The sequence below is a fragment of the Isoptericola sp. NPDC057559 genome, assembly GCF_042801555.1.
Classification (GTDB): domain Bacteria; phylum Actinomycetota; class Actinomycetes; order Actinomycetales; family Cellulomonadaceae; genus Isoptericola.
Genome location: NZ_JBHVFQ010000007.1, coordinates 150,383 through 175,852 on the forward strand (window position 1 = coordinate 150,383; position 25,470 = coordinate 175,852).

Annotated in this window: 26 protein-coding genes and 2 riboswitches; of the genes, 14 read left to right on the forward strand and 12 right to left on the reverse strand. The window is 73.6% G+C overall.

Going from position 1 to position 25,470, the window contains the following annotated elements; genetic code table 11:
• Positions 1-18: 18 nt before the first annotated feature.
• Entirely contained in the window at positions 19-486 is a 468-nt protein-coding gene (locus ACFU5J_RS09670) for a hypothetical protein (protein ID WP_430576586.1), read from the reverse strand.
• Between the two features lie 159 nt (positions 487-645).
• Here ACFU5J_RS09670 and ACFU5J_RS09675 point away from each other — a divergent pair, with 159 nt between their 5' ends.
• Entirely contained in the window at positions 646-1,992 is a 1,347-nt protein-coding gene (locus ACFU5J_RS09675) for an MFS transporter (protein ID WP_430578580.1), read from the forward strand.
• A 4-nt stretch (positions 1,993-1,996) separates the two neighbouring features.
• On the opposite strand, the gene ACFU5J_RS09680 is transcribed toward ACFU5J_RS09675, so the two are convergent.
• Positions 1,997-2,824 (reverse strand): MHYT domain-containing protein, encoded by an 828-nt coding sequence (locus ACFU5J_RS09680; RefSeq protein WP_430576584.1) that lies wholly within the window; start codon positions 2,822-2,824, stop codon positions 1,997-1,999.
• Between the two features lie 140 nt (positions 2,825-2,964).
• Positions 2,965-4,149, reverse strand: a complete 1,185-nt coding sequence (gene serC / locus ACFU5J_RS09685; protein WP_430576583.1) for a phosphoserine transaminase — start codon at positions 4,147-4,149, stop codon at positions 2,965-2,967.
• Between the two features lie 144 nt (positions 4,150-4,293).
• Here serC and ACFU5J_RS09690 point away from each other — a divergent pair, with 144 nt between their 5' ends.
• From ACFU5J_RS09690 to ACFU5J_RS09705, 4 genes are all read left to right on the forward strand, one after another.
• A complete protein-coding gene (locus ACFU5J_RS09690) occupies positions 4,294-5,013 on the forward strand; it encodes a metal-dependent transcriptional regulator (RefSeq protein ID WP_430576582.1) in 720 nt (239 codons plus the stop codon).
• 132 nt (positions 5,014-5,145) lie between these two features.
• A riboswitch (cyclic di-AMP (ydaO/yuaA leader) is annotated at positions 5,146-5,323 on the forward strand.
• Positions 5,324-5,326: 3 nt separating this feature from the next.
• On the forward strand, positions 5,327-6,136 hold the full coding sequence (locus ACFU5J_RS09695) for a C40 family peptidase (RefSeq protein ID WP_430576581.1): 810 nt from the start codon (positions 5,327-5,329) through the stop codon (positions 6,134-6,136).
• Between the two features lie 217 nt (positions 6,137-6,353).
• A riboswitch (cyclic di-AMP (ydaO/yuaA leader) is annotated at positions 6,354-6,516 on the forward strand.
• Entirely contained in the window at positions 6,517-7,317 is an 801-nt protein-coding gene (locus tag ACFU5J_RS09700; protein WP_430576580.1) for a C40 family peptidase, read from the forward strand. It abuts the riboswitch before it with no gap.
• 133 nt (positions 7,318-7,450) lie between these two features.
• Entirely contained in the window at positions 7,451-8,407 is a 957-nt protein-coding gene (locus tag ACFU5J_RS09705; RefSeq protein WP_430576579.1) for a universal stress protein, read from the forward strand.
• Between the two features lie 65 nt (positions 8,408-8,472).
• On the opposite strand, the gene ACFU5J_RS09710 is transcribed toward ACFU5J_RS09705, so the two are convergent.
• The gene (locus tag ACFU5J_RS09710) at positions 8,473-9,309 is read right to left on the reverse strand and encodes an ABC transporter permease (RefSeq protein WP_430576578.1); all 837 of its coding nucleotides are present in this window, start codon (positions 9,307-9,309) and stop codon (positions 8,473-8,475) included.
• Positions 9,306-10,349 (reverse strand): ATP-binding cassette domain-containing protein, encoded by a 1,044-nt coding sequence (locus ACFU5J_RS09715; RefSeq protein ID WP_430576577.1) that lies wholly within the window; start codon positions 10,347-10,349, stop codon positions 9,306-9,308. The genes ACFU5J_RS09710 and ACFU5J_RS09715 overlap by 4 nt, the downstream gene beginning before the upstream one ends.
• A 102-nt stretch (positions 10,350-10,451) precedes the next feature.
• On the opposite strand from ACFU5J_RS09715, the gene ACFU5J_RS09720 reads away from it, so the two are divergent.
• Positions 10,452-11,864 carry a serine hydrolase domain-containing protein gene (locus ACFU5J_RS09720; protein ID WP_430578581.1) on the forward strand — a complete coding sequence of 471 codons (1,413 nt, stop codon included), beginning with the start codon at positions 10,452-10,454 and terminating at the stop codon, positions 11,862-11,864.
• Here ACFU5J_RS09720 and ACFU5J_RS09725 read toward each other — a convergent pair.
• Entirely contained in the window at positions 11,839-12,609 is a 771-nt protein-coding gene (locus tag ACFU5J_RS09725; RefSeq protein ID WP_430576575.1) for a GntR family transcriptional regulator, read from the reverse strand. The genes ACFU5J_RS09720 and ACFU5J_RS09725 overlap by 26 nt on opposite strands.
• Positions 12,610-12,946: 337 nt before the next feature.
• On the opposite strand from ACFU5J_RS09725, the gene ehuB reads away from it, so the two are divergent.
• Genes ehuB through ehuA form a run of 4 tightly spaced genes read left to right on the forward strand, consistent with a single transcriptional unit; the run spans position 12,947 to position 16,097 of the window.
• The gene (gene ehuB / locus ACFU5J_RS09730) at positions 12,947-13,876 is read left to right on the forward strand and encodes an ectoine/hydroxyectoine ABC transporter substrate-binding protein EhuB (protein WP_430576574.1); all 930 of its coding nucleotides are present in this window, start codon (positions 12,947-12,949) and stop codon (positions 13,874-13,876) included.
• A 4-nt stretch (positions 13,877-13,880) separates the two neighbouring features.
• Complete coding sequence (gene ehuC, locus ACFU5J_RS09735) at positions 13,881-14,627, forward strand: ectoine/hydroxyectoine ABC transporter permease subunit EhuC (RefSeq protein WP_430576573.1); 747 nt, start codon at positions 13,881-13,883, stop codon at positions 14,625-14,627.
• A complete protein-coding gene (gene ehuD, locus ACFU5J_RS09740; RefSeq protein WP_430578582.1) occupies positions 14,624-15,265 on the forward strand; it encodes an ectoine/hydroxyectoine ABC transporter permease subunit EhuD in 642 nt (213 codons plus the stop codon). Before ehuC ends, ehuD begins: the two co-directional genes overlap by 4 nt.
• A 31-nt stretch (positions 15,266-15,296) precedes the next feature.
• Positions 15,297-16,097 (forward strand): ectoine/hydroxyectoine ABC transporter ATP-binding protein EhuA, encoded by an 801-nt coding sequence (gene ehuA, locus ACFU5J_RS09745; protein ID WP_430576571.1) that lies wholly within the window; start codon positions 15,297-15,299, stop codon positions 16,095-16,097.
• A gap of 111 nt (positions 16,098-16,208) precedes the next feature.
• On the opposite strand, the gene ACFU5J_RS09750 is transcribed toward ehuA, so the two are convergent.
• The 5 genes from ACFU5J_RS09750 to ACFU5J_RS09770 all read right to left on the reverse strand — a co-directional run bounded on the left by ACFU5J_RS09750 (position 16,209) and on the right by ACFU5J_RS09770 (position 20,883).
• Complete coding sequence (locus ACFU5J_RS09750; RefSeq protein WP_430578583.1) at positions 16,209-17,318, reverse strand: hypothetical protein; 1,110 nt, start codon at positions 17,316-17,318, stop codon at positions 16,209-16,211.
• A gap of 257 nt (positions 17,319-17,575) precedes the next feature.
• A complete protein-coding gene (locus ACFU5J_RS09755; protein ID WP_430576569.1) occupies positions 17,576-18,883 on the reverse strand; it encodes an aminotransferase in 1,308 nt (435 codons plus the stop codon).
• A gap of 86 nt (positions 18,884-18,969) precedes the next feature.
• Complete coding sequence (locus ACFU5J_RS09760) at positions 18,970-19,485, reverse strand: SRPBCC family protein (protein WP_430578584.1); 516 nt, start codon at positions 19,483-19,485, stop codon at positions 18,970-18,972.
• A gap of 16 nt (positions 19,486-19,501) precedes the next feature.
• The gene (locus ACFU5J_RS09765) at positions 19,502-20,371 is read right to left on the reverse strand and encodes a hypothetical protein (protein WP_430576567.1); all 870 of its coding nucleotides are present in this window, start codon (positions 20,369-20,371) and stop codon (positions 19,502-19,504) included.
• Positions 20,368-20,883 carry an OsmC family protein gene (locus ACFU5J_RS09770; RefSeq protein ID WP_430576566.1) on the reverse strand — a complete coding sequence of 172 codons (516 nt, stop codon included), beginning with the start codon at positions 20,881-20,883 and terminating at the stop codon, positions 20,368-20,370. The genes ACFU5J_RS09765 and ACFU5J_RS09770 overlap by 4 nt, the downstream gene beginning before the upstream one ends.
• Before the next feature lie 203 nt (positions 20,884-21,086).
• On the opposite strand from ACFU5J_RS09770, the gene ACFU5J_RS09775 reads away from it, so the two are divergent.
• Together ACFU5J_RS09775 and sigJ are read left to right on the forward strand one after the other, a co-directional pair.
• Positions 21,087-21,836, forward strand: coding sequence for an SDR family oxidoreductase (locus ACFU5J_RS09775; RefSeq protein WP_430578585.1), 750 nt, complete (start codon positions 21,087-21,089; stop codon positions 21,834-21,836).
• A gap of 52 nt (positions 21,837-21,888) precedes the next feature.
• Positions 21,889-22,806, forward strand: coding sequence for an RNA polymerase sigma factor SigJ (gene sigJ / locus ACFU5J_RS09780; protein ID WP_430578586.1), 918 nt, complete (start codon positions 21,889-21,891; stop codon positions 22,804-22,806).
• 21 nt (positions 22,807-22,827) lie between these two features.
• On the opposite strand, the gene ACFU5J_RS09785 is transcribed toward sigJ, so the two are convergent.
• Positions 22,828-24,219: an NAD(P)/FAD-dependent oxidoreductase gene (locus ACFU5J_RS09785; protein WP_430578587.1), complete on the reverse strand. Its 1,392-nt coding sequence runs from the start codon at positions 24,217-24,219 to the stop codon at positions 22,828-22,830.
• Positions 24,220-24,364: 145 nt separating this feature from the next.
• On the opposite strand from ACFU5J_RS09785, the gene ACFU5J_RS09790 reads away from it, so the two are divergent.
• The gene (locus ACFU5J_RS09790) at positions 24,365-25,168 is read left to right on the forward strand and encodes a thymidylate synthase (RefSeq protein ID WP_430576562.1); all 804 of its coding nucleotides are present in this window, start codon (positions 24,365-24,367) and stop codon (positions 25,166-25,168) included.
• Positions 25,165-25,470: dihydrofolate reductase (locus tag ACFU5J_RS09795; RefSeq protein WP_430578588.1), on the forward strand; the 306-nt coding region annotated here is incomplete at its 3' end. The genes ACFU5J_RS09790 and ACFU5J_RS09795, both read left to right, overlap by 4 nt.

Below are 25,470 nucleotides of genomic sequence, written 5' to 3' on the forward strand. Positions count from 1 at the left end.
ACCGGCCGGGAGCGAGAATCAGGCCGCGGTGTCGACGGCGACGCGGCCGTCGGCGAACGCCATGCCCTGCACCACGGTGCCGGGGTAGCGGGCGGCGAGCAGGCGCTGCACGTCGAGGGAGATCCGCGCGTCGCTGCGCAGCTGCACGGAGCCGGCCGGCAGGCCCTTGGCCGCGAGCACGGTCTCGATGCGGTTCGCCGCGAGGCCCATGAGCTTGTGCGCGGGCAGGCCGCCGGCGCTCGCGTCGACCGTGAGCACCGCGACGCCGCCGTCGAAGCTCTCGACCCGCAGGCGCGAGCGCACCGCGGGGACGAGCCGGGTGGCGAGCTTGAGGGGCCCGGGCAGGTTCTTCACCGCGCGGGCGTCGGCGACGACCTCCAGCTCGTCGCCGGCTCCGCCGACCGACGTGACGAATCGGGGCAGTGTCCGGCCGCCGAGGAGGCCGAGCTCGTTCAGGGTCTCCGCGAGGGACATCTCGGTGCGCACGGCGCATACCGTACTTGACTCCGCCGCCGACGTGTCGCGGGTCACCGCCGGGCGTGGAATAGAACGATTCGATACCCTGTTGCCCAGGGAGACGACCGACCCGAGGAGAAGGAGATCCGTGGCCCCCGCGAGCGACGAACCGACCGGGGGGCTCGCCCCATGAGTGCCACCTTCTCCTCCCTCAAGTACACGAACTACCGCATCTGGTTCGCGGCCGCCCTCGTCGCCAACGTCGGCACGTGGATGCAGCGCATCGCGCAGGACTGGATCGTCCTCACCGACCTCAGCGACAACTCCGGCATCGCCGTCGGCCTCACCACGGCGCTCCAGTTCCTCCCGTTCCTCGTGCTGTCCCCGTGGGCCGGGGTGCTGGCCGACCGGCTGCCGCGCCGCCGCCTCCTCATGGCCACGCAGGCGGGCATGGGCGTGCTCGCGCTCGGGCTCGGCGCGCTCGTCCTCTCCGGCCGGGCCGAGCTGTGGCACGTGTACGTGTTCGCCCTGCTGCTCGGCATCGTGTCCGCGCTGGACAACCCCGCCCGCCAGACGTTCGTCGCGGACATGGTGCCCGCCGACAAGCTGCCCAACGCCGTCGGCCTGAACAGCGCGTCGTTCAACGCGGCGCGGCTCATCGGCCCGGGCGTCGCCGGGCTGCTCATCGCCGCCGTCGGCGCCGGCTGGGTGTTCGTCATCAACGGCGTCACCTTCGGCGCGACGATCGCGGCACTGGCGTTCATGCGCGTGCGCGAGCTCCGTCCGCAGCCCGCCCCACGGCGCGCGAAGGGGCAGATCCGCGAGGGCGTGCAGTACGTGCGCCGGCGCTCGGACATCGTCGTGATCATGGTCGTGATGTTCGTCGTGTCGACGTTCGGGCTGAACTTCCAGCTCACGTCCGCGCTCATGGCGCGCGTCGAGTTCGGGCGCGGCGCGGGGGAGTACGGCATCCTCGGGTCGGTGCTGGCGATCGGCTCCCTCGCGGGCGCGCTCCTGGCCGCGCGCCGCGACCGGCCGCGCGTGCGCCTCGTCATCGGCTCCGCGTTCGCCTTCGCGGTCTCCACGGCCGTGCTGGGGCTCATGCCCACGTACGCGTCGTTCGTGGTGGCGTGCATCCCCGTGGGGCTGTCCTCGCTCACGATGATGACGGCGGCGAACAGCGCCCTACAGGTCTCCACGGACCCCGCGATGCGCGGCCGCGTCATCGCGCTCTACGTGATGATCTTCCAGGGCGCGACGCCGATCGGGTCGCCGGTCGTCGGCTGGATCGGCGAGGCCTGGGGGCCCCGCTGGTCGATCCTCGTCGGCTCGATCGCGACCTTCCTCGTCGCCTCGGCCGCGACCGTGTGGGCGGTGCGCCGCTGGCACCTGAGGGTGCGCTACCGCGTGCTGAGCCGCCCGCACCTCGAGGTGGTCTACCTCGACCGCGAGGTGCTGCAGGGCGCGACGACCCGCGACGGCGTGCGCCGCGAGCTCAGCCGCGCCGACGCCGAGCGGGTGCCCACCACGGCCTGAGCCGTCAGTGGCGCGGGGCCGCCTCGCGCTTCGCGGCGTGGCGCGTGACGCGCTCGCTGGCGGTGGTGCCGGCCTGCCGGGCCATGCGCGCCTCGAACTCCTGCTGGTCGCGCATCTCGTCCTCGGTGGGCCACATGAGCACCACGAAGACGAGCGCCACGGTCAGCGCCGCGATCCCGAGGATGAGCGGGCCGAGCAGGTCGATGGCGGTCGTGCCGCTGGTGGGGACGCCGGGGGTCCCGGTGATCGTCAGCGCCGCCATGCCGGTGTAGTGCATGCCGCTGACGGCCACGCCCATGATGAGGGCCGCCCCCAGCGTCGCGCCGCGGCCGCGCACGTTGACGCTGAGCCACAGGGCCGCCGTGGCCGCGATGATCGCGATGGCCACCGACAGCCCGACCACGGGCAGCGAGAACTCCATGCCGCCGCTCATCCGCATGGCGGCGATGCCCATGTAGTGCATGGTCGCGACGCCGAGCCCCGCGACGACACCGCCCGAGACGAGCCAGACGGGGCGGTCGCCGGCGAAGCCCACGATGAAGAGCCCGATCGCGACGACCACCACGGCCACGAGGGCGCTGAGCACCGTCTGCGGGATGTCGTAGTTGATCGGCATGTCCGTCACCGTGAAGCCGAGCATGGCGATGAAGTGCATCACCCAGACGCCCGTGCCGCCGATGGCGAGGGCGCCCACGAGCAGCCAGACCGCCCGGGTCCTGTTGTCGGTCGCCGCGCGGGCCCGGGACGTGGCCGACAGGCCGGTGGCGGCACCGAGGCACGACGCGACGTACGCCAGCACGGGCGTGATGAGCCCGTAGGTGAAATGGTGCATCTCCGGCATGGGGGGCCTCCCGGCTTCCTCGCCCGAACAGGACGAGGCGGCACGTTATCAGCCCGTGACCTAACGGGTGAAACGTGCCGCCTGACCTGCGGGTTTGCCGGACCGCGGAGCGGCGGCGCGAGCGGCGTGCGTCAGCCGAGGTGCGCCACGACGTGGTCGATGCAGGCGGTGAGGGCGCGCACGTCGTCGGGCTCGACGGCGGGGAAGACGCCCACGCGGAGCTGGTTGCGGCCGAGCTTGCGGTACGGGAAGACGTCGAGGACGCCGTTCTCGCGGAGGGTGCGCACGACGGCCGTCGCGTCGATCGCGTCGTCGAGGTCGATCGTCGCGACGACGGTGGACCGCTCCGCCGGGTCGGTGACGAACGGCGTCGCCCAGTCGCGGGCGCCGGCCCAGTCGTAGAGCACGCCCGCCGACTCCGCGCAGCGCGCGCTCGACCACGCGAGCCCGCCCTGCTCCAGGAGCCACTCGACCTGCTCGGCCAGGAGCACGAGGGTCGCGACGGCCGGCGTGTTGAGGGTCTGGTCGAGCCGGGAGTTCGCGAGCGCGGTCGTCAGGGAGAGGAACTCCGGCACCCACCGGCCCGTGGCCGTCCCGGCGGTCCCCTCGACCCGCTCGGCCCGCTCCACGGCGGCGGGGGAGAGGGCGGCGAGCCACAGGCCGCCGTCCGCCGCGAACACCTTCTGCGGGCCGAAGTAGTAGACGTCGGTGTCGGCGACGTCGACGGGCAGCGCGCCCGCGCCCGACGTCGCGTCCACGAGCAGCAGCGCCCCGTCGGCGCGCGCGTCCTGCACCTGGCGCACGGGCGCCATCGCGCCCGTGGAGGTCTCGTTGTGGGGGGTCGCGTAGACGTCGACGCCGTCCGTGCGGCGCAGCCGGGCCACCGCGCCGGGCTCGGCGCGGACCACGTCCGGGTCGGCGAGGAACGGGGCCCGGGTGGTCGCGGCGGCGAACTTGCCACCGAACTCGCCGAACACCGCGTGCTGCGCGCGCCGCTCGACCAGGCACGCCGTCGCGACGTCCCAGAACGCGGAGGACCCGCCGTTGCCGAGGGCCACCTCGTACCCGTCGGGCAGCGCGAACAGCGTGGCGAGCCCGTCGCGGACGCGGCGGACCAGGTCCTTCACGGGCGGCTGGCGGTGCGAGGTGCCGAGGACCGGGGCGGCAGGGTCGCCCGCGGCGGCGAGCGCGGCCACCTGCGCGGCGCGGACCTTGGAGGGGCCGGAACCGAACCGGCCGTCGCCCGGCAGGAGCGACGGCGGGATGACGAGGGTCGGCTGGGTCGGCACGGTCGGCACGGTCGGCGCGGCGGGCATGGTGTCTCCGGTTCCGGGCGGGTGAGCGGGTCGTCGGTGGCGCAGGGCAGGATGGCGCGGGGAGCACGCACGACGGCGCCGCGCGACCCCGCCTGCGCCCACGCGTGCGAATAGACTAGGCCGCGCCGAATGACGGGAGTTGACGTGACCGACCTGATCGACACCACGGAGATGTACCTCAAGACGATCTACGAGCTCGGTGAGGAGGGCATCCCGCCGCTCCGCGCCCGGATCGCGGAGCGACTGGGGCACTCGGGCCCCACGGTGTCGCAGACGGTGGCGCGCATGGAGCGCGACGGGCTCGTCGTCGTCACGGGCGACCGGCACCTGGAGCTCACCGAGGCCGGGCAGGCCAAGGCGACCCGCGTGATGCGCAAGCACCGTCTCGCCGAGCGCCTCCTCACGGACGTCATCAAGCTCGACTGGGAGCACGTGCACACCGAGGCGTGCCGCTGGGAGCACGTGATGAGCGACCTCGTCGAGAAGCGCCTCGTGACCCTGCTCGACCACCCGCACGCCGACCCGTACGGCAACCCGATCCCCGGGCTGTCGGAGCTCGGCGAGCAGTTCCAGGACGTCCCGTTCCTCGAGGGCGTGCAGTCGCTGCCGGCGGTGCTGGCCGCGGGGCGGGTCGCGGGCGAGGCCGACGGCGAGGGCAAGGACCTGGTGCTGCAGCGCATCGCGGAGCCCCTCCAGGTGGACGTCGAGCTGCTGGCCCGTCTGGCCGAGTCCGGGATCGTGCCGGGGGCGCAGATCACCGCGCGGACCGCCGGGGACGACGTCACGGTCGAGGTCGAGGGGTCCGGCGTCGTCCTGGACCTGCCCGAGGAGCTGGCGCGCCACCTCTTCGTCGCGAGCCGCTGACCAGCGCAGGGAGGCCCCGGCGGGGTCGGCACGCCACATCGTGACCGCAGCGTGACATCGCCCGGGGTCTTCCGGTACGGTCGGGGGCGCTCGCCGGAGTTCGATCCGGGGAGCGCTCGACCGGACGCCGAACCCTGCCACCGGCCGAGCTCCACGGACATCCGCACGGCAGGAGCGGGGGACCCACTTCGGGCGTCGGTGACGACGTCCTCGGGGTGAAGCCGAAAGGGCCCGGACACGGGCCCGGAAGGCCGGGTGTTTCTCCCACCCGAACCCGACAGCTGACCTCGCAGGCGACAGGAGAGGTAGACACGTGACCGCACGCACGAGCCACGGCCGGCATCGCGCCGCCCGTCGTCCGATCGCCATCGCCCCGACGGGTGCCGCCGGTCGCCGCGCGGCCGTCGTCGCCGCAGCCGGTGGCATCCTGGTCTCGACCTTCGCCAGCGCGGGCGCCGCGCAGGCGGCCCCGGTCGACACCGACGCCGCCCAGAAGCTCAGCACCGTCGACCTCGGCGCCCTGACCGACCAGGCGCGCGAGGCCCTCGAGGCCGCCCCGGTCGTCACCGTCGACGCCAAGGCGAAGGTCGACGTCGAGAAGCTCACCGCGAAGATCGCGGCGGGCGCCAAGATCACCCCGGCCCCCGAGCCCGAGCCGGAGCCCGTCGTCGAGCAGGTCTCGAGCACCACGACGAGCACCGCCTCCACCGCGACGGACTCCCGGTCCTCGGACACGGCCTCCCGCTCGGAGGACCGCGCCGCCGTCGAGACCGCCGTCCCGGCGTCCGCGAACGGTTCGGCCATCGTCTCCATCGCGATGCGCTACGTGGGTGTCCCGTACGTCTCCGGCGGCAGCAGCCCGTCGGGCTTCGACTGCTCGGGCCTGACCCAGTACGTCTACGCGCAGGTCGGCATCAACCTCCCGCGCACCTCGTCGGCGCAGCGTTACGCCGGCACCGTCGTCTCCGCCTCGGCCGCGAAGCCGGGCGACCTGATCTGGACGCCGGGCCACATCGCGATCTACGCCGGCAACGGCATGCAGATCGACGCCCCGAAGCCGGGCGACGTCGTGAAGTACCGCGCGATCTGGCAGTCGAACCCCACGTTCATCCGCGTCGGCTGAGTCCGTCCGTCGCGTCCTGACGACGCCCCGTCACGCCTCCGCGTGGCGGGGTTTCGTCGTGTCCGGGGAACCGGTTCGACCTGGGCCGACGACGCCTGCGGAGCCCCGTCCACAGGGGCTGTGATCGAAACGTGACATTGCCGCTGCGGTCCGCTACGGTGTCATCCATTCGGCGGTCATCCGCCGATTCTCGACCGGCACGCCGAGCCCTGCCGCCGGCCGAGAACCGCAACCGCATGGCAGGGGCGGGGGACCCACTTTCGGGCACCGGAACACGGTGTCCTTGGGGTGAAGTCGCACGGACCCAGGTCCGCGCGGCCGGGTGATTTCTCCCACCCGAACCCGACAGCTGACCTCGTAGGCGACAGGAGAGGGAACACGTGAACGCACGTACCACGCGCGCCCGGCACCGTGCCGCGCGCCGTCCGCTCGGCGGGCTGGTTCAAACCGCGACCGGCCGCCGCGCCGCTGTCGTCGCCGCAGCCGGCGGACTGCTCGTCTCGACCTTCGCCAGCGCGGGTGCCGCGCAGGCGGCCCCGGTCGACCACGACGCATCGAAGAAGCTCAGCACCGTCGACCTGGGCGCTCTGAGCGACCAGGCCCGCGAGGCCCTGGAGGCGGCCCCGGTCGTCACCGTCCAGGCCAAGGCGAAGGTCGACGTCGAGACGCTCAGCAAGAAGGTCGTCTCCGGCGCCAAGATCACCCCGGCCCCCGAGCCGGAGCCGGAGCCCAAGCCGGAGCCCGTCGTCGAGACGCGCTCCACGACCGAGACCGTCTCGCGCTCCTCGGAGCGCACCGAGGCCCCGGTCGCCGCGACGACGGCGACGAGCTCGTCGATCGGCGCCCAGGTCGTCTCCATCGCGCACCGCTACATCGGCACGCCGTACGTCGTGGGTGGCTCCACCCCGGCCGGCTTCGACTGCTCGGGCCTGGTGACCTACGTCTACGCCCAGGTCGGCGTCAGCCTGCCGCACCAGTCGAGCGCCATCCGCAACGCGTCCAACGTCTCGGTCGTCTCGGCCTCCGAGGCGCGTCCTGGCGACCTCATCTGGTCCCCGGGGCACATCTCGATCTACATCGGCAACGGTCAGCAGATCGACGCCTCGCGTCCCGACGGCTGGGACACCCGGATCCGCGACATCTGGCAGTCCAGCCCGGTGTTCCTGCGCGTCCAGGCCTGATTCACCGCAAAGCGCCCCGGTACCTCGGTACCGGGGCGCTTTGCTGTGCCTTGCGCCTACCTTTCGCTACGCTTGAACCGGGCGCCCTCGACGACGAGGGCGGGCTCCCTCGCCAGCGGACAGGAGGCGCAAGATGACACGGCCTGAGGTCGTCCTGGTAGGTGTTGACGGGTCTGCAGCGAGCCTGCACGCCCTCGACTGGGCCGCCGCGTACGCGCGGCGGGTGGGGTGGGGGCTGCACGTCGTCTGTTCCTACTCGTTGCCGTCGTTCACGGCCGCGTCGCTCGACGGCGGGTACGCGGCGCTGGACGACACCGCGATCCAGGAGGGCGCCAAGGCGGTCCTCGCGGAGGCGGAGGCACGCGTGGCCGCCGCCGGGGTCCCGGTGCAGGGCACGGTCGCGACCGGCGACGCGGCGGGCGTGCTCGTCGAGATGTCCCGGGAGCACGCGCTCGCCGTCGTGGGGACACGGGGCAAGGGCGGGTTCACCGAGCGCCTGCTCGGCACCGTCTCGTCGGCGCTGCCGGCGCACGCCCACTGCCCGACGGTCGTCGTGCCGTACCGGGGCGGTGACGGCGGGACCGACGCCGCCGAGCGCCGCGACGGCGACGCCGTCCACGAGGTGCGGCGGATCGTGGTGGGCGTCGACGGGTCGCCGTCCGCCGAGGTCGCGCTCAAGCACGCCGTCGCGCAGGCGAAGGCGTGGGACGCGGAGCTCGTCGCGGTGGCCGGGGTCCCCCTCGGCGGCGGCGCGGGGATCCTCGCGTGGCTGCCGTCGCAGATCGACCACGAGACCGTGCTCGCCGACGTCAAGGCCGGCCTGGACGTGACGGTCGACCGGGCGCAGGCCGCCAACCCGGGCGTCACGATCAAGCGGCACGTGCTCGACGGCACCGGCGCCGAGCTCCTCACCGAGTTCTCCACCGGCGCCGACCTGATCGTCGTCGGCTCCCGCGGACGCGGCGGCTTCCGCGGCCTGCTGCTCGGCTCCACCAGCCAGGCGGTGCTGCACCACTCCGCGTGCCCCGTGCTCGTCGTGACGCGCAAGTGCGACGAGGAGCTCGACCAGGACGAGTCCTCGGCCGCCTGACGTCCCGGGCAGATCGTGGCCCTGTCCCGACTCGGGACGGGGCCACGATCACGTCCTCGACGGAGTCAGTGGCGGGTGCGGTACAGGCGCATCGTGATGGGGCCGAGGACCCCGGTGAGGACGACGGCGGCGACGAGCACCCAGACGATCTCGCCGCTGTCGGGGGTGCCCGCCATGAGGCCGCGCACGGCGGTGACGAGGTGGGTGACGGGGTTGATCTCCACGAACCGCTGGAGGGCGGCCGGCATCGTCGACGGGTCGACGAAGATGTTCGACGCGAAGGTCAGCGGCATCAGCACCATCATCGACACGCCCATCACGGCGTTCGGGGTGCGCAGCAGCAGGCCCAGGATCGTGAAGATCCAGCTGAGCGAGAACGCGAAGACGAGCAGGAGCAGCACGCCGAGCACGACGCCGACGAACCCGCCCTCGGGCCGGAACCCCAGGATCAGGCCGAGCCCGATGGTCATGACGGACGCGATGGAGTAGCGCACGGTGTCGCCGAGCAGCGCGCCGACGATGGGTGCGGGGCGCCAGATCGGCAGGGAGCGGAACCGGTCGAAGACGCCCTTGGTGATGTCCGTGTTCAGCGTGTAGCCGGTGTACACGGTCACGATGACGATCGTCTGCACCAGGATGCCGGGCAGCAGGAACTGGATGTACGCCGTGGTCGAGCCGGCCAGCGCTCCGCCGAACAGGTAGGTGAACATCAGCGTGAAGATGACGGGGGAGACCAGCACGTCGAACAGCTGCTCGGGCACGTGCTTGATCTTCAGCAGCGCGCGCCACGCGAACGTCAGGGTCATCGCGAGCGCGGGCGGCCGGGCCGGGCGCTCGGTGAGCGCCACCGCCTGGCGCAGGGTGGTGGTCGTGATCTCGGCGGGGTCGGCGGACGTGGTCATCGGGACACCTCCTCCTCGACGGGCCGGGCGTCGTCCTCGTCGGCCGGCAGCGGCTTGCCCGTGATCGTGAGGAACACCTCGTCGAGGCTCGGCTGGCCCAGCGTGAACTCGGGGACGGCGATGCCGGCCTCGCCGAGGGCGGGCAGCAGCCGCGCCACGTCGTCCGCCCCCTCGTCGGGCACGCGGGCCGACAGGGCGTACGGGTCCGTGGGCAGCGTCGGCGCCGACCCGAGCACCTTCTCGACGACGCTCGCGGCCGCGGCCCGCTGGGTCGCGTCGGCGAGGCGCATCGTCACGGCGCCCTGGCCCACCGAGCGCTTGAGCTCCGTCGACGTCCCCTCGGCGATGACGACGCCGTGGTCGATGACGGCGATCCGGTCGGCGAGCTGGTCCGCCTCCTCCAGGTACTGGGTGGTGAGCAGCACGGTGGCGCCGTCCGCGACGAGCACACGCACGATGTCCCACACCTGGTTGCGGCTGCGCGGGTCGAGCCCCGTGGTGGGCTCGTCGAGGAAGAGCACGCGCGGGGCGAGCACCAGCGACGCCGCGAGGTCGATGCGTCGCCGCATGCCGCCGGAGTAGGTCTTGACCTGCCGCGCGCCGGCGTCGGAGAGGCTGAACGCGTCGAGCAGGCCCTCGACGCGCCGTGGGCCGGCCGCGCCGCGGAAGCCGTACAGCCGGGCCAGCATGAGCAGGTTCTCGGTGCCGGTCAGGTCCTCGTCGACGGAGGCGTACTGGCCGGTGAGCCCGACGGCGCTGCGCACGGCGTCGGCCTCGGCCACGACGTCGTGCCCGAGGACGCGGGCGCTGCCGGCGTCGGGGCGCAGCAGCGTCGCCAGCATCCGGACGACGGTGGTCTTGCCGGCACCGTTGGGGCCGAGGAGGCCGAACACGCTGCCGGTCGGGATCTGCAGGTCGACGCCGTCGACGGCCTTGGTGACCTGCTTGCGGGTGGTGAAGTGCTTGACGAGCCCGTGGGCGTCGACCGCCAGGTCGGCAGTGCCTGCGGCGGGGGCGCGGGGCGTGGGCGGGTCGGACATGGGAACTCCCGGGGTCGCCTGAGTGAGGTGCGTCACGTCCCAGGCTAGGACGGCCCTGCGACTGCGAACTCATCGGCCGCCCGTCGTGGCAGGGTGGCGCCCATGACCACGGAGCACGCGACCAGCGACCTGTTCGACGCCGACCACCTCGCCGCGTGGGTCGCCACCCAGGCCGGCTTCGCGCGGGTCCCGGGCGTGCAGTACGCGGTGCGGGTGGGCGACGACCTGGTGCTCGAGGGCGCGTGGGGCGTCGCCGACGTCACGACCGGGGAGCCGCTCCGCTCGGACCACGTCTTCCGCGTCGCGTCGCACTCCAAGACGTTCACGGCGACGGCGGTGGCGCGCCTCGCGGACCGGGGCGCGCTTCGGTTCGACGACCCGTTCGAGGCCCACCTCCCGGAGCTCGTGGGCGCGCCCGTCGGCCGGGTGACGCTCCGCGAGGCCCTCGGCCACACCGGAGGCGTGCGGCGCGACGGGCGCGACGCCGACTTCTGGCAGCTGGGCGCGCCGTTCCCCGACCGCGGGACGCTGGTCCAGTCGGTGCTCCTCGACGGCGCCGTCCTCGGGCGGGGCGAGGTCTTCAAGTACTCGAACCTCGCCTACGGGCTGCTGGGGCTGGTCGTGGAGGCCGTGACGGGCCTGCCGTTCGCCGACCACGTCCGGGCCGACCTCCTCGAGCCGCTCGGGCTGCGGCGCACGACCGCCGATCGAGCCGACGGGCCCGCGCACGTCGTGGGCCACTCCGCCCTCGGCGTCGCGGACGACGGCCGCCTGCCGGTCGCCCCGGTGCGGACGGGCGCCCTCGCGGCGGCCACCGGGTTCTGCTCGACGGCGGGGGACCTCACGCGCTGGTTCGCCGCGCACGCGGACGGCTCGGACCTGCTGCGCCCCGAGAGCCGCCGGCTGCTGCAGCGCGACGAGTCGGCGATCGACCGACCGCACGCGCGGCCGCGGCGCTACGGACTGGGCCTCGAGTCGCGGGAGCTCGAGGGGCGGCGCGTCGTCGGGCACGGGGGCGCGTTCCCCGGCCAGCTCAGCCGCACCTGGGCGGACCCCGCCGGGCGGGTCGTGGTGTCGGTGCTGACGAACGCCGTCGACGGCCCTGCCGAGGCCGTCGCGACCGGGCTGTTCTCCCTGGTCGCGACCGCGCTCGACGCAGGTGCCCCGGACTCCGACGTCGACCTCGCAGCCCTGGACCGCCGCACCGGCCGCTTCGCGAACCTGTGGGGCCAGACCGACGTCGTGCGGCTCGGTCAGGAGCTGTGGCTGATCGACCCTCGCCGGGAGGACCCGCTGGCCGGCGCGGAGCGGCTGGTCGCGGACGGCGAGGACCTGCGGCTGCCAATCCACCCGGGCTTCGGGGCGCCGGGAGAGCCGGTCGAGCTGCTGCCCGACGCCGACGGGCGGCCCGCGGGGATCGTCGTGGGCGGGCTGACGTCGTGGCGGGCGGACGACTACGAGCGCGAGCGGAGGGCCCAGCTCGAGGCGCTCAGGGCTCGGGGAACGTCGGCGTGATCGGCTCCAGGCGCGTCGCGGGGGAGGGGCGCGGCTCGTCGAAGGTCTCGACCTCCACCGTCTCGGGCGCCAGGAGCCGTGCGACGGCGGCGGCGAGGTTGGTGCGGATCGCGGCGACGAGCCCGTCGGCGTCGCGCGCCTCGAAGCGCTCGACGAGGTCGACGTGCGACTCGGCGGCGTCCTTGCGCACCGCGTAGTCCTCGCTGAGCGTGAAGCTCGCGATCCGGACCTCGACGATGAGGGTGGTCATCCACCGGAGCAGCCAGGGGTTGCCGGCGGCGGCCACGAGCGACCAGTGCACGTTGAGGTCGGCGTCCCCGACCCGCCGGGCGTCCTCGCTGCGCTCGGCGGCGACGAGGGCGTCGTGCGCGGCTCGGACGGCTGCGACCTGCGCGGGCGTGGCCCGTTCGACGGCGAGCGGGGCGGCCGACGTCTCGACGACGGTGCGCGCCTCGTAGAGCGACCGCACCCGGTCGGCGCCGATCCGCACCACGCTCAGGCCCCGGCCGGGCGTCGACCGCAGCAGGCCCTCCTGGACGAGGCGCTGCGCGGCCTCGCGGAAGGGCCCGCGGCTCACCCCGAGCTGGCTCGACATCTCGACCTCACGGATGGGCGACCCCACGGGCAGCGCCCCCGAGTAGACGGCGTTGCGCAGCTCGACGGTGATGAGGTCGACCGTCGACGGCCGTGTCACCGGCGACAGGAACGGTGCGCTGCCGACGGGGACCCGTGACGACGGGGTCATCTGCTCTCCTTCCACGTGGTCGGGGACCGCCCCGACGGGACTCAATCATCCCGCGGCCGGGCCGTCCGGCCAGATCGTGACCCTCTTGTGACCATGACATGACTGCGTTCTGGGGCCGCTGAAGGCCCCTCGGCGTGGCGTCCGGCGCTGACGCCACCGCGTTGACCTGCGATGACGTCGAGCCGACCGGGTGTGAGTGCCACGTCCTGGAGGATTGTAGACAATCCGACATGCGGATACATAGATTGTCATCGCGTCGGCATCACGGCTACGGTGTCGCACCGTCCAGACCCAACAGCCCGGCGCGACTCCCGCCCGGGCACGGAAGGGAGACACCGTGTCGTCCATCAGGACCACGAAGCGCCGCCGGGCGATCCTCGCCGTCGGCTCCGTCCTCACCATGACCGCCCTGACCGCCTGCTCCAGCGTCGACGACGGCGGCACGGGCGGCGGCGGTGGCTCGACCCTGCAGAAGATCAAGGACGCCGGGACGGTCAACGTCGCCTTCAACGGCGAGAAGCCGTACAGCTACAAGGACGGCGACGAGCTCACCGGCGCGACGATCGCCCTCGACAAGGAGATCTTCGCGTCGCTCGGTGCCGACGACGTCCAGGGCACCCAGACGGAGTGGAACTCGCTCATCCCGGGGCTGAACGCCGACCGGTACGACACGGTGTCCGCGGGCATGTCGATCCTTCCGGACCGCTGCAAGGCGGCGGAGTTCGCCGAGCCCACCATCATGTACACCACGGCGTTCCTCGTGCCGAAGGGCAACCCCGACCAGCTGACCGACTGGCAGTCGGTGGAGGACTCGGGCCTGACCATCGCCGTCACGAGCGGCGCGATCGAGGACGGCTACGCCAAGTCCACGGGCGTCAAGACGATCACGGTCGGCGACTCGACGGACGGTCTCAACGCCGTCGTGACCGGCCGCGCCGACGCGTTCGCGCTCACGGGCATCTCGATCCGTGCGCTCGCCGACAGCACCGACGAGGACGTCGAGGCCACGGACGCGTTCGTCGCGTCGATCGACGGCGTGCCTCAGATCGGCGCCGGCTCCGAGGTCTTCCGCAAGGGCGACACCGAGCTGCGGGACGCCTACAACGAGGAGCTCGCCAAGATCACCGGCGACAAGGACAAGTGGCTCGAGATCATGGAGCCCTTCGGCTTCACCGAGGCGGAGTTCCCGCCGGAGGGGCTGACCGCCGACATGCTCTGCGACGGCGACCTCGGAGCCATCCAGGACCAGCTGGGGCTGGACTCCTGACCACATGTCAGACGATCTTCAGGCACTGATCGACCGGCTCCCGAACCTGGGCGACGCGGTCCTCGTCACGCTCGAGATGACGCTCGGCGGCGCCGTGCTCGCCATGGTGGTCGCGCTGGTGCTGGGCTTCGGCTCGCGCACCCGGACCCTCTGGGTGCGCGGGCCGTCCCGGGTGGTGATCGAGTTCTTCCGCGGCACGTCGCTGGTGGTCCAGATCTTCTGGCTCTTCTACGTGCTGCCGCAGCTCGGCTTCAAGATGGAGGCGCTCACGGTCGCCATCGTCGCCCTGGGCCTCAACTACGGCGCGTACGCGGCCGAGGTGGTGCGCGGCTCCATCGAGTCCGTCCCCACCGGCCAGTGGGAGGCCGCGACGGCCCTCAACCTGGGCTGGTTCCACAAGGTGCGCCGGGTGGTCTTCCCGCAGGCCTGGGCGCTGATGATCCCCCAGCTGGCGAACCTGCTGATCCAGCTCCTCAAGGGCTCGGCACTGGCGTTCTACATCACCCTGCACGACGTGTACTGGTGGATCGACGAGCTCCAGAGGGACACCCGCGACACGTTCTTCAGCTACGGGATCGGTCTCGTCATCTACTTCGTGATCGCCTACGTCCTCACCTGGGGGATGAACTGGCTCGAGGAGCGTGCCAAGCGTCGGCTCGGTCGCGGCTCGCGTCCGCGGATGCGTGACGTCCTCGGCCTGAAGCCGGGCGTCCCGACCGAGATCGCTCGCGTGAAGGGGGGCGTGGCATGAGTGACATCTGGGACTGGGAGATCGCCTGGGACGTGCTCCCCGAGCTGCTCCGAGGTCTGGTCGTGACCATCGAGGCGACGGTCGTCGGCATGGTCATCGCCTCGATCCTGGGGCTGGTGATCGCCCTGGCCATGCGCACGCCGACCCGGTGGGTCCGCGGACCGCTGCGCCTCGTCGTCGACTTCATCCGCATGACACCGCTGCTGGTGCAGCTCGTCTTCGTCTGGCTGCTGCTGGTCGACGTGCCACCGCTCGTCATCGGCTTCGGCGTGCTCGGCGTGCACTACGCGACGTACATGTCCGAGGTGTACCGCGCAGGGATCGAGGCGGTCCCGCCCGGCCAGTGGGAGGCGGCCAAGGCGCTCAACCTGCCGAGGTCGCGGACGTGGCTCGCGATCATCCTGCCGCAGGCGATCCGCAAGACCCTGCCGGGCCTGGGGAACTACGCCGTGTCGATGTTCAAGGAGACGCCGTTCCTCTTCGCGATCACCGTGGTCGAGATGTACTCGGCGGCGCAGGCCTACGGCGCCCTCACCTACTCGTACATCGAGCCGATCACGATGGTGGGCCTGCTCTTCCTGCTGGTGAGCTACCCCACCTCGCTGCTCGTGCGACGGATGGAGACCCGCCTTGCCTGACCCGACGACGACCTCCGCTGGGAGCCAGACCATGACCACATCGACGAGTGCTTCCCCCGCAGGGAACACACCCGCCATCGAGTTCCGGGACGTGACCAAGCGCTTCGGCGACAACGTCGTGCTCGACGGGCTGAACTTCTCGGTCGCCCAGGGCGACCGGGTCACGCTGATCGGCCCGTCGGGCTCCGGCAAGACGACGATCCTGCGCCTGCTGATGACGCTGGAGGAGGCGAACGGCGGCCTCATCCTCATCGACGGCGACCCCTACACGCACGAGTACAAGGGCGACAAGTGGGTCGAGATCTCCGAGAAGCGCCGCCGCGTGGTGCGCAACCGCGTGGGGATGGTGTTCCAGCAGTTCAACCTGTTCCCCAACATGACGGTGCTGGAGAACATCATCGAGGCGCCCGTGCACGTGCTCGGGCTGTCCAAGAAGGACGCGATCGAGCGGGCCGAGCAGCTGCTCGAGCAGGTCGGGATGTCGGACAAGCGTGACGCACGCTGCACGCAGCTCTCCGGCGGCCAGCAGCAGCGTGTGGCGATCGCCCGCGCGCTGGCGATGGACCCCGAGATCCTGCTGCTCGACGAGGTCACGTCCGCCCTCGACCCGGAGATCGTGGCGGACGTGCTCGGCGTGCTCCGCGAGATCGCGCAGACCACCGACATCACGATGCTGCTGGTGACGCACGAGATGCAGTTCGCCCGCGAGGTGTCGAACCGCGTGCTGATGTTCGACCACGGGCGGATCGTCGAGGAGGCGGACCCCGAGACGATGTTCACCAACCCCAAGCACGAGCGCACCCAGGAGTTCCTCAAGGCCGTGCTCGGCTGAGTCCGCCGCACCCCTCGGGTGCCGAACAGGCAGTTGCCCCCGGTATGACGCGCCGAGACGCGTCATACCGGGGGCAGCTGCCTGTTCGGCGTCCGGGCGCGGTGGGGAGGGTCAGGACGCGGGGGTCGGAGTGGGGCTCGCGCCCTCCTGGGCGGACCCGCCGGAGGAGGTGCCGGTGCCCTGCTCGGCGTCCGTCGAGCCGCTCCCGGTGCCCGTGCCCGTGTCCGTGCCGCTGCCGGTGTCGGTCCCGCCCCCGGTGGTGCCGCCGTCGGAGCCGTCCCCCGTCGTGCCGCCGTCGGTCCCGCCGGACGTGCCGGAGTCGGTGCCGCCGTCGGTCGTGCCGTCCGTGGAGCCGTCGGTGCCCCCGTCGGTGCCGCCGCCCGTGGAGGGGTCGGTGCCGGAGTCGGTGCCGCCGGTCGGGTCCGGCGCGGGCTCCTGCGTCGGGGTGTCGGTGGTGCCGTCCGTGGACCCGTCGGTGGTGCCGGTCGTGGGGTCGCCGGTGCTCTGGTCGCCGGGGACGTTCGCCGGGTCCTCGGCGGGGCCGGACGGCGTCGGGTCGGGCGTGGAGCCGCCGGAGTCCGTGGAGCTGCGGCTGATGCTCGTGCCGGACCCCTCCTGCCCGCGCACCGCGTCGGACAGCGGCTTGCCGATCGCGAGCTCGATCACCAGCACCACGCCCATGACGACGACGAACAGCGCCGCCGCCGACACCGCGAGCACCTTCTTCGTGCCGTGCTTCTCGACGAACCGCAGCCACGCGTTGCGGGGCTCCTCCGCGGGCTCCTCCGAGCCGGCGGGGTCGCCGCCGTCGGTCGGGCCGTCGTCGCCGCCGGGCAGGGGGTCGGCGGCGGACCCGGTGGTCACGGGGGTCTCGACCGTCGTCCCGCCGCCGGCGTCCGCGACGGTCACGACCGTGCCGTGCGACGTCTCCGTGGTGCGGCGGGACTTCGAGGCGAGCTGCGTCACGACGGGCTTGAGCTGCTCGTGCGTCTTCTCGATCGACCGCGTGTAGAAGAAGTTGCCGATCACGGTGACGACGCTCGCGAGGCCGGCACCGATGATCGTCCCGGCGACGCCGAAGAACGACATGAGCACCGTGGCGCTCACCGCGGCGAGCGCGCTGGCCACGATCTGCGTGAGCGAGAGCCGGGTCTTGGGGGCCTCGGCGCGCGGCTCGTCGGCGGGGCCGCTCGGGTCGGGGGTGCGGGAGGAAGAGGTCACGAAGCGTCAGGTCCAGGGGTCGGGGAGTCGGTCCGACACCCGCCGCACCCGCCGGCACCAGGGCCGCGCGCCGCGGGCTCCGGCGTCTGCCGCGGGCGTCCCCAGCAGCCTAGGACCAGCGTGTGCAGGTCGCAGCGGGCCGTCGTGACCCGCCCTGTGAGGAAGCGCGAAGATCCTGTGTTCCCGCACGTTGCGGGTGTGATCGCGGCCCCGTCCCGACGCGGGACGGGGCGAGGATCACACCCGCGCAGGGTGGGTCAGGACGCGGCGGCCTCCGCGGCGGCGAGCAACACGCAGGTCGCGACGCCGTCCATCGCGACGCGCACCTCGTCCAGCGGGGGCATCGAGGGTGCGAGGCGGATGTTGCGGTCCTGCGGGTCGCGGCCGTACGGATACGTGGCACCGGCAGGGGTCAGCGCGATGCCGGCCTCCTTGGCGAGCTGCACGACGCGCGCCGCCGTGCCAGGCACGACGTCCACCGACACGAAGTACCCGCCGTCGGGCCGCGTCCAGGTCGCCACGCCGGCGTCGCCCAGGCGCTCGTCGAGGATGTCCACGACGGCGCTGAACTTCGGCGCGAGGATGTCGCGGTGCCTGCGCATGTGGGCCCGCACGCCCTCGGCGTCGCCGAAGAACATCGCGTGCCGGAGGTGGTTGACCTTGTCCGGGCCGATGGACCGGATGCCGAGGTGCTTCGTGAACCAGGAGACGTTGGCCGGGGAGGACGCGAAGAACGCGACCCCCGAGCCGGCGAAGGTGATCTTCGACGTCGACGCGTACATGAGGACGCGGTCGGGGTTGCCCGCCTCGGCGGCGAGGTCGATCGCGTTGGCCGACTTGGCCTCGTGCTCCGTGAGGTGGTGCACGGCGTAGGCGTTGTCCCAGAAGATGCGGAAGTCGGGCGCTGCGGCGGGCATCGAGACCAGGCGGCGGGCCACGGCCTCGGAGACGACGGAGCCGTCCGGGTTGGCGTAGGTGGGGACGGCCCACAGGCCCTTGACCGTGGGGTCGTCGGCGACCAGGGCGGCCACCGCCTCGGCGTCGGGGCCGTCGGGGGTCATGGGCACGGTGACCATGCGGATGCCCAGCTCCTCGCAGATCGCGAAGTGCCGGTCGTAGCCGGGCACGGGGCAGACGAACGTGATCTGCTCCTCCCGCGACCACGGCCGCTCCGACCCGGGCACGCCGAACAGCAGCGCCTGCACCACGGTGTCGTACATGAGGGTGAGCGACGCGTTCCCCTGCGCCAGGAGCTGCTCCGTCGGCACGCCGAGCAGCTCGGCGAAGATGCGCCGCAGCTCGGGGAGCCCGGCGAGCCCGCCGTAGTTGCGCGTGTCCGTGCCGCCCTCCGCCACGTGGTGGCCCTCGCCGGGCAGCGCGAGCAGCGGCTCGGCGAGGTCGAGCTGCTCGGCGGACGGCTTGCCGCGCGTGAGGTCGAGCTTCAGCCCGCGGGACTGCAGGTCCGCGTACTCGCGGCGCAGGTCGTCGAGCCTGGTGGCCAGATCGGCGGCCCGGTCGGCGGACGGGGTGGTGGACGACGGCGCGGTGGAACCCTCGGTGCTCACCTCACGGACTGTACCGGCCGACCCCGGGCGCGCGGCAGGGCGTCCCACAGGTCAGGCGGCGGGTCAGGCGGCGGGTCCGGCGGAGGTCAGGCGTGCCGGGAGAGCAGGCGCGCGAGCCGGGCCAGCGACACCTGCATGAACCCGCGCAGCGCCAGCGCGGCGAGCGGGTCGGTGACCGCGCGGGGGAGCGGCCCGGCCAGGTAGGCCTCCTCCCACCACACGACGCGGCAGCGCCGCTCGTCCATCGGCACGACGTCGAACCCGGCCTCGCCGAGCAGCACCGGCCCGTGCTTGCGCAGCCGGGTGCGGCCCACGCGGGCCGCCGACGTCGACGGGCGCTCGAGCTGCTCCACGACCATGCGGTCGAGGAGGACCAGCCGGCCGAGGGCCGTGCCCGGGTCGCGGCCCACGCCCGGCCCGCTCGCCATCGCGTACCGGTCGCCCACCTCGGGCCCGCCGCCCGCGGGGCCCTGGAGGCGGGTGGCGAGGATCCACCGCGGGTGCGTGCGCAGGTCCGCCACCCAGGCGTACGCGACGGACGCCTCGACCGGCACGACCCGCGCGACCTCGACGCGGCGGGCGTGGCGCTGCCGGCCCGTCATCGGACCCGCCCGCCGGTCACGACGCGTCGTCCTTGCGCCTGCGGCGCGGCAGCCACCGGCTGGGCGACGTGCGGCGTGGGGCCTCCAGCGCGCGCAGCTCGGGGACCTCCTCGCCGGGCTCGAGCACGGCCTCCACGACGCGCGGGAAGTGGTCGGGCGGAGGGCCGAACGCGCGCCGCGACTGCGCCACGACGCCGTGCCCCAGGGCCCGCCCGCCCGCGACGCCCACGACGACGCCCACGCCGAACGGCAGCAGCCGCCCGAGCGCCAGCGACCCCTGCTTGGCCACCTGCCGCTTGAGGAACTGGCGGGCGAGGGTCCGGTTGACGCGCTTGATCGTGGTCTGCGGCATGGAGGTGAGCAGCACCTTGCCCCACGCGACGGTCGAGCCGCCGATCGCGAGCTCCACGTCGCGCGCGCCCCGGTCGCCCAGCACGGTGGCCAGCAGCAGGGCGCGCCGGCGCGGCACGTCGTCGATCTCGATGCCGTGGACGTCGGCGACGGCGAGCGCGAACGCGGCCGACGACGCGAAGAAGGTCGCGACGTCGCCCGTGGTCAGGGCGGTCGCCGCCGCCGTCCCGACCGACGGCGCGGCCGCCGCCGCGCCCACCGCGCCGCCCGCCGTCGTGAGCAGCGTGAGGTACTCCTTCTCCAGGATCCGCACGATGCCGGCGGGGTCGGCCTCGGGGTTGCGCGCGCGCAGCCTGTCCACGTGCTTGTGGATCGCCGCCGACGGGATCGTCACCGCCTTGTCGAGGAGCGCGTCGAGCAGCGGCGTCGACCGGTACTCCGCCCACGCCTCGCGGCGCTCCGCCTCGTCCCGCAGCTCGACGTCGCCGCGGCGCTCCTCCTGGGGGACGACCTCGCCGCCCGTGCCGCCGGTCACGACGCGGCGCCCTCCGCGCCGTCGCGCGCCGGCTGCTCGAACACGGCCGGGGGCACGAGGGCGCCCGCCTTGAGGGTGCGGCCCACCGTGCAGGCGCGGTCGATCGAGCGCTGCGCCAGCAGCAGGGTCTTGTTGCGCGACGCCTCGTCCAGCCCGGACAGGTCGATCTCGAACCGCTCCGTGAGCACCGGGTACCGGTCCTCGTCCATGTCCTTCGCGTCCTCGACGCGGATCACGGCCTCGTAGGCGTCGCCCAGCACGCGGGCGAACTTGGTGTCGCTGCTCATCCCCGCGCACGCGGCGAGCGCGATCTTGAGCAGCTCGCCGGGGGTGAACACGGCGCCGGCCTCGACGGGCCCGACCTCGACGGTCGCACCGCGCGCGGAGAAGCCGCGGTAGGTCCGGGTGCCGGTGCGCTCCACCCACAGCGGGTCCGTGGGCGACGGGGTCACGGGGGCCGCCGTGTCGGTCTCGGGGCCGGCGGCGGTCTCGGTGGTGGTCTGGTCCGTCATGAGGTGATCCTCCCACTGCGTGCCCGGGGACGTCCGGGCGTCCCGAGGAGAACGTGCGGAGGTGCCGGCCGATTCCGGCGCCCCGGCCGTGCCGGGCGATGTGACGGGGCTCACCGCGCACGGGGTGTCACGGAACGCCCGGGGCCGCGGTCGAGAGGGTGTCGGGCGGCCACCGGGCCGCGCACCGCAGAGAGGACACTCGCATGAAGATCGTGGTCGTCGGTGGGACGGGTCTCATCGGGAAGCAGGTCGTCGCGCACCTCACGGATGCCGGGCACGAGGCCGTCGCGGCCGCGCCCAGCACCGGGGTGGACACCCTGACGGGCCAGGGCGTGGACGAGGCGCTCGCGGGCGCCGACGTCGTCGTGGACGTGTCGAACTCGCCGTCGTTCGCGCCGGACGACGTGCTGCGCTTCTTCACGACGTCGACGCGCACGCTGCTCGACGCCGAGGCGCGCGCCGGCGTGCGGCACCACGTGGTGCTGTCGATCGTCGGCGCCGACCGGAACCCGGACTCCGGGTACCTGCGCGCCAAGGTGGCGCAGGAGGAGATGGTGCACGCCGGCGGCGTCGGCTGGACGGTGGTGCGGGCCACCCAGTTCTTCGAGTTCGGCCCGCGGATCGCCGACGGCGCCACCGTCGACGGCGTGGTGCGGATCCCGCCGGTCGCGTTCCAGCCCGTCGCGTCGGCGGACGTCGCACGGTTCGTGGCCGAGGCCGCGGCGGGCGACCCGCGCGGGGAGTCGTACGACGTGGCCGGCCCGGACCGGGTGCGGTTCGACGAGTTCGTCCGCGCGGTGCTGGCGGGCGCCGGTGACGACCGCGAGGTCGTGGCCGACCCGGCGGCGCCGTACTTCGGCGCCGTCCTCGTGGAGGACTCGATCGTGCCGCAGGGCGACGCGCGCGTCGGTGCGGTGTCCTTTGCGGACTTCGCCGCCGGGGCGGCCGTGTGACCGTCGCCGGCCACCCCTGCCGTGTCCGTGGGTCGCGGCGTAGCGTGACCGCATGACGACGCGCCCCACCGCGCCCGAGCGCCCCGACGCCCTCGACGAGACCGAGGGGGCCGGGGCGCTCGACGCGTTCCTCGCCGTCCGCCCGCAGCTGTTCGGCATCGCCTACCGCATGCTCGGCGGGGTGGCGGAGGCGGAGGACGTCGTGCAGGACGCCTGGGTGCGCTGGCAGGGCACCGACCGTGCCGCGGTGTACAACCCGGCGGCGTTCCTCACCACCGTGACGACCCGGCTCGCGATCACCGCGGCGACGTCGGCGCGGGCGCGCCGGGAGACGTACGTGGGGCCGTGGCTGCCGGAGCCGGTCGACACCTCCGGCGACCCGGCGCTTGGCGCCGAGCGGGCCGAGGCCCTCGAGCTGGCGACGCTGCTGCTCCTGGAGCGGCTCACCCCGCTGGAGCGCGCCGTGTACGTGCTGCGGGAGGCGTTCGGGTACCCGCACCGCCGGGTGGCGGAGATCCTGGACCTCACGGAGGCGAACGCGCGCCAGCTCGCGCGCCGCGCCCGCGAGCGCCTCGGCCGCCGCGAGGCCGTCCCCGTCGACCCGGGCGAGCACCGGCGGCTCCTCGACGAGTTCGTGGCCGCCGCGCACGAGGGCGACCTCGCCCGCTTCGAGCGCTACCTCGCGGACGACGTCGTCGCGCGGCCCGACGGCGGCGGCCGGGTGCACGCCTCGAAGGTGGAGCTCGTGGGCCTGGCCCGGGTCGCCCTGTTCCTCGACAACGTGTGGCGCAAGTTCTGGGACGCGGGCGAGGTGCGGGTCGTCGAGGCCAACGGCCTGCCGGCGCTCGTCGTCGACCTCGACGGCGCACCCCACGCGCTGCTGGCGCTCGACGTCGTCGCCGGGCGCGTGGAGCACGTGTACGTGCAGGTCAACCCCGACAAGCTGACGGGCTACGCCGTCGCGGGCTGAGCCCGCGACGGCGGCACCTCCTCAGGCGTGCAGCGGCACGTCCGCACGCTCGTCCGCCGCCGCCGACGCGTCCTCCGTGCCGGGCGCGTCGGGCGCGGTCGCGGCGGCGAACGCGGCGCGCGGCGTCTGGACCGAGGCGAGCGAGACGACGTCCCGCCCGAACACGACGGCGGTGAGCCAGACGGCGAGCACGCGGGCCTTGCGCTCCCACGTCGGGATGGCGAGCAGGTGGTAGCCGCGGTGCATCAGCCACGCGAGCCGCCCCTTCACCACCAGCCGTCGGAACTGGAAGATCCCCGAGCCCAGGCCCAGCGTCGCGATGACGCCCAGGCTGCCGTGCACGTAGGGGTGGGTGGGGCGCCCGTGCAGCGTCGCGACGAGGTTGCGCGCCAGGCGCCGCCCCTGCCGCACCGCGTGCTGGGCGTTCGGCACGGCCAGCGCGCCCGGACGGGGCGCCGCGAGGTCGGGGACCGCCGCGCCGTCGCCCGCGGCCCACGCGTCGTCGACCGGGGCGTCGTCGGTGCCGACCCGCAGGTCGGGCCGCACGACGACGTACCCGCGCGCGTCGACCGGCAGGTCGGTGTGGGTCGCGACCACCGGGTTCGCCGCGTTGCCCGCCGTCCACACGAGCAGGCCCGACGCGAACCTCTCGCCCGTCGAGAGGGCGACGACGCCGCCGGCCGCCGACTCCAGCGCCGTGCCGAGGTGCACGTGGGCGCCGCGCCGCTCGAGCTGCTCGACCACCCAGCGGCCCGGGCGCTCCGTCACCTCCGGCAGGATCCGGCCGCTGCGCTCGACCAGGTGGAACCGCAGCTCGGCGGCGTCGATCTCCGGGTAGCGGGGGAGCAGGTCGTGGGCGAGCGACAGCAGTTCCGCGAAGCCCTCCACGCCGGAGAAGCCGCCGCCCACGAACGTCACCGTGAGCAGCCGCTCGCGCTCGGCGCCGCGCGGCAGGCCCGCCGCACGGTCGAACGACGTGAGCAGCCGGTCGCGGATCGCCACGGCCTCCTCGACGTGCTTCATCCCGATCGCGTGCTCCGCCACCCCGGGGACCGGGAACACCCGCGTCACCGCGCCCGCCGTCACGACGACCGTGTCGTACGGCAGGCGGGAGGTGCCGCCCGAGCGCGGCCGCACCACGACGGCCCGGTCCGCGTGGTCGATCCGCACGACCGACCCGTCCACCAGCCGCGTCCGGCGCAGGTGGCCGCGGTGGGCCACCGCCGCGTGCCGCGCCTCCACCGACCCGGCCACCACCTCCGGCAGGAACGGCTGGTACGTCATGTACGGGCGCGGGTCCACCAGGGTCAGCTCGACCTCGCCGCGGCGCAGCTCGCGCCGCAGCCCCTTCTCCAGCTCACGGGCCGCCGTGAACCCCGCGTACCCGCCACCGACGATCACGATGCGTCGCATCACTGCCTCCTGTGCCGCGCCCGTCGGGCGCTCTCACCACGTCGACCACGCAGCGGGTGGCGGCGTGACACGCGGGCGGTGTGACGTCGGAGACGCGCGGGCAGCCGCGCCGCCGAGGGCGTCCGCGGGGTCGTAGGGTTTCCGCATGGCCGCCATCCCCACCCCGTACGAGGACCTCCTGCGCGAGGTGCTGGAGCACGGCACGCACAAGGAGGACCGCACCGGGACGGGCACGCGCAGCGTGTTCGGCCGGCAGCTGCGGTACGACCTGCAGCAGGGCTTCCCGCTGATCACCACCAAGCGCGTGCACCTGAAGTCGGTGGCGTACGAGCTGCTGTGGTTCCTGCGCGGCGACTCCAACGTGCGGTGGCTGCAGGAGCACGGCGTGTCGATCTGGGACGAGTGGGCGTCGCCGGAGGGCGAGCTGGGCCCGGTCTACGGCGTGCAGTGGAGGTCCTGGCCCACTCCCGACGGGCAGCACGTGGACCAGATCGCGGGCGTGATCGACCAGATCAAGGTCGACCCGGACTCCCGCCGCCTCATCGTCAGCGCGTGGAACGTGGCCGAGCTCGCCGACATGGCGCTGCCGCCCTGCCACCTGCTGTTCCAGTTCTACGTGGCCGACGGGAAGCTCAGCTGCCAGCTCTACCAGCGCTCCGCTGACCTGTTCCTCGGCGTGCCGTTCAACATCGCGTCGTACGCGCTGCTCACGCACATGGTGGCGGCGCAGACCGGCCTCGAGGTGGGCGAGTTCGTCTGGACGGGCGGCGACTGCCACGTCTACGACAACCACGTCGAGCAGGTGCGCACCCAGCTCGCGCGCGACCCTTACCCGTACCCGACGCTGCGCCTCGCGCCGCGCGACTCGATCTTCGACTACGAGTTCGAGGACGTCGAGGTGCTCGGCTACCAGCACCACCCCGGCATCAAGGCCCCGGTCGCGGTGTGATCGGCCTGATCTGGGCCCAGGCGCACGACGCCGCGGGCCGCCCCGTCATCGGCGCGTCCGGCGACATCCCCTGGCGCGTCCCCGAGGACTTCGCGCACTTCAAGGCCACCACCGCGGGCCACCCGGTGGTCATGGGCCGCCGCACCTGGGAGTCGCTGCCGCGCCGCCCCCTGCCCGGCCGCACCAACGTGGTCGTGACCAGGCGGCCCGGCTGGTCGGACGGCGGCGCGGTCGTCGCCTCCTCGCTCGAGGAGGGCCTGGCGCTCGCGGCCGCCGCACCCGGCGGCGACGAGGTGTGGGTC

Coding starts and splice junctions, on each gene's coding strand:
- ACFU5J_RS09790 (WP_430576562.1), top strand. CDS start 24,365: ATGGCCGCCATCCCCACCCCGTACGAGGACCTCCTGCGCGAGGTGCTG.
- ACFU5J_RS09675 (WP_430578580.1), top strand. CDS start 646: ATGAGTGCCACCTTCTCCTCCCTCAAGTACACGAACTACCGCATCTGG.
- ACFU5J_RS09725 (WP_430576575.1), bottom strand. CDS start 12,609: ATGACCCCGTCGTCACGGGTCCCCGTCGGCAGCGCACCGTTCCTGTCG.
- ehuA (WP_430576571.1), top strand. CDS start 15,297: ATGACCACATCGACGAGTGCTTCCCCCGCAGGGAACACACCCGCCATC.
- ACFU5J_RS09715 (WP_430576577.1), bottom strand. CDS start 10,349: ATGTCCGACCCGCCCACGCCCCGCGCCCCCGCCGCAGGCACTGCCGAC.
- ACFU5J_RS09705 (WP_430576579.1), top strand. CDS start 7,451: ATGACACGGCCTGAGGTCGTCCTGGTAGGTGTTGACGGGTCTGCAGCG.
- ACFU5J_RS09720 (WP_430578581.1), top strand. CDS start 10,452: ATGACCACGGAGCACGCGACCAGCGACCTGTTCGACGCCGACCACCTC.
- ACFU5J_RS09710 (WP_430576578.1), bottom strand. CDS start 9,309: ATGACCACGTCCGCCGACCCCGCCGAGATCACGACCACCACCCTGCGC.
- ACFU5J_RS09770 (WP_430576566.1), bottom strand. CDS start 20,883: ATGACGGACCAGACCACCACCGAGACCGCCGCCGGCCCCGAGACCGAC.
- sigJ (WP_430578586.1), top strand. CDS start 21,889: ATGACGACGCGCCCCACCGCGCCCGAGCGCCCCGACGCCCTCGACGAG.
- ACFU5J_RS09760 (WP_430578584.1), bottom strand. CDS start 19,485: ATGACGGGCCGGCAGCGCCACGCCCGCCGCGTCGAGGTCGCGCGGGTC.
- ACFU5J_RS09775 (WP_430578585.1), top strand. CDS start 21,087: ATGAAGATCGTGGTCGTCGGTGGGACGGGTCTCATCGGGAAGCAGGTC.
- ACFU5J_RS09680 (WP_430576584.1), bottom strand. CDS start 2,824: ATGCACCATTTCACCTACGGGCTCATCACGCCCGTGCTGGCGTACGTC.
- ehuC (WP_430576573.1), top strand. CDS start 13,881: ATGTCAGACGATCTTCAGGCACTGATCGACCGGCTCCCGAACCTGGGC.
- ACFU5J_RS09785 (WP_430578587.1), bottom strand. CDS start 24,219: ATGCGACGCATCGTGATCGTCGGTGGCGGGTACGCGGGGTTCACGGCG.
- serC (WP_430576583.1), bottom strand. CDS start 4,149: ATGCCCGCCGCGCCGACCGTGCCGACCGTGCCGACCCAGCCGACCCTC.
- ehuD (WP_430578582.1), top strand. CDS start 14,624: ATGAGTGACATCTGGGACTGGGAGATCGCCTGGGACGTGCTCCCCGAG.